The organism is Modestobacter marinus, assembly GCF_019799945.1.
Lineage (GTDB): Bacteria > Actinomycetota > Actinomycetes > Mycobacteriales > Geodermatophilaceae > Modestobacter > Modestobacter marinus_B.
This window is the reverse complement of the sequence record NZ_JABGCH010000098.1, coordinates 1-1604: the sequence shown is the minus strand read 5'-3', so window position 1 is coordinate 1604 and position 1604 is coordinate 1. Positions and strand designations below refer to the sequence as shown.

Sequence of the window (1604 nt, the reverse complement as noted above, 5' to 3'; positions counted from 1 at the left end):
CTAGTGCTGCTCTCCGTTGAAACGTCGGGGGTCATGCGGTCTGCGGTTCGTGAATTGCGAGCCGTTCGAGGAGGCGGTCGAGGGACTTGCGGCCGAAGTGCCAGTCGAAGGGTTCGGCGGTGGTGTTGTAGCGATGCTGGAAGGCCAGCAGCCGCTCGGTCAGCTCGTCGAGGTCAGCGAAGTCAGTCGGCTTGATCACTTTGCGTTGGACGATGGAGAAGAAGATCTCCACTTGGTTCAGCCAACTGGCGTGAATCGGCAGGTGGATCAGCTCGGCGGTCGGCCAGGTGGTGCGCATCCGGAGGACCGCGTGGGGGCCCTGGTGCGAGGAGCCGTTGTCGACGATCCAGAACACTCGGGCGGCGCTGGCGTAGGGCTCGGTGCTCATCACCTGGGCGACCAGCTCGGCGAAGGGGGCGATGCCGGTGGTCGGCGCGGTTCGGCCGAGCACTCGGGCCGCGTGGACGTCATAGGCGGCCAGGTAGGCCAGCGTGCCGCCGCGGCGATACTCGAACTCTTGGCGCCGAATGCGCTCGGGTGCCGGCGGAAGGTCGGGATGGCGCCGGGAGAGGGCTTGCAGCTGGGTCTTCTCATCGGCGCAGAGCACGTACTCATCGGCACCGAGGGGCTGCCCCTGCCAGGTGCGGTCATACAGATCCAGGACCCGGCCGGCCTTGACGCCGAAGTCCGGATCCCGCGGAAAAATCCACGACCGGTGCCGCCAGGGGCGGATCGCGTCGGCGGCCAACCACCGGCCGACCGTGGACGGCGAGATCGCCTCCACCACGCCGCGGACGACTGCCTCGGCGGCCAGCTCCGCGCAACTCCAGCGCGCCAAGGGCACGCCGGTCTCCGCCGGCAGCGCGCAGGCCAGCGCCTTCACCTCGGCCTCGGCGGTGGCCGCAAAGACCCGCTGCCGGCCCGGCCGGGGCCGGTCGGCCAGCCCGGGCAGGCCGCGGGCGCAGAACCGGGCCCGCCACTTGCGCGCCGTGTCAACACAGACGCCCAACCGGTCGGCGATCGCCGCGTTCGTCGTCCCGTCGGCGGCGGCCAGCACGATCCGGGCCCGCAGCACCTCCCGATAGGCCGCCCGTTCTGACCGGGCCCGCGCGGTCAGCTCCCGGCGGTCCGCGTCGGTCAACACCACCCGATACGGGCTCTGCATCGCCATTGCTGTTTGTCCCGCGCCGACGTCGATCCCGGCGGCGCCACGCCGACCGGCGGTGAGGATGAGCGCCGTGCCGAAGATCCCCGACTCGACCAGGAACTCGCTGCACTGGCGGCTGGCCGCCCGCGCCCGCGACCGCTGGCCACAGTTGACCGACGTGCGGATGCGCTACCGCGCCGGCTTCGCCTACATCGACGGCGTCCTGCCCGACGGCGAGATCCTCCAGCTGTGCCGACTGCGCTACCTCAGCTCCGCCACCGTCTGGGGCTTTGCCATCTACCGGGCCAGCCACGACGACTACGAAGACAACTACCTGCCCAGCGGCTCACCCGCCGGCAGCGCCGAAGAAGCCCTCGACTGCGCCTGCGGCCTCTACCTCAACGACCCCACCGCCTGGCCCTCAGACCCCCGACGTTTCAACGGAGAGCAGCACTAG

At 70.5% G+C, this 1604-nt stretch carries 2 protein-coding genes; one reads left to right on the top strand and one right to left on the bottom strand.

Features of this window, described 5'->3' with window-relative positions; genetic code table 11:
* Positions 1-31: 31 nt before the first annotated feature.
* Positions 32-1171 (bottom strand): IS630 family transposase, encoded by a 1140-nt coding sequence (locus tag HK417_RS24245; protein ID WP_222273263.1) that lies wholly within the window; start codon positions 1169-1171, stop codon positions 32-34.
* A 67-nt stretch (positions 1172-1238) separates the two neighbouring features.
* Between HK417_RS24245 and HK417_RS24240 the strand changes: the two genes are divergently transcribed.
* Positions 1239-1604, top strand: coding sequence for a hypothetical protein (locus HK417_RS24240; RefSeq protein WP_222273261.1), 366 nt, complete (start codon positions 1239-1241; stop codon positions 1602-1604).